Here is a 469-nt window from a genome sequence, read left to right on the forward strand (position 1 = left end):
CGATTACCGCTATGACCCGGTCGGGCGACTGATCGAGGCGATCAGTCCGGTCGCGAAGGAGCGGTTTGCATTCGACCCGGCGAGCAACATCATCGATCCGGTGCGGCCGACCGAAGCGCCGGCCTCCCGTCCGAGCCCGGTGAGACCGGAAAGCACGTTACCGCCCGAGGTACCGAAGGTGCTGGGCAACCTGCTGAAGGCGTACGCGGGGATGCACTTCGAGTACGACACGCGCGGGAATCTGGTGCGCAAGCGTACGCCGGTGGGGGAGCAGGAATACGAGTGGGACGAATTCAATCGCTTGCAGTCGGCGCGGGTCGCGGAGGCGTCGCGGCAGAGTCAGTCACGGTATTTCTATGACGCGTTCGGCCGCCGGATCGCTAAGGAGGTGAATGGCGATCGGACGGTGTTCGGATGGGATGGTGACGCGCTGGCGTATGAGAGCGATGGCGAGCGTGGCACGCACTAT

General features: G+C 64.4%; 1 pseudogene. It reads left to right on the top strand.

The window, feature by feature from the left end:
* A pseudogene (locus HWX87_RS37755) lies at positions 1 to 469 on the top strand (RHS repeat protein); the annotation flags it as partial.

The sequence above is a fragment of the Burkholderia sp. BCC1644 genome, assembly GCF_902833225.1.
GTDB lineage: Bacteria > Pseudomonadota > Gammaproteobacteria > Burkholderiales > Burkholderiaceae > Burkholderia.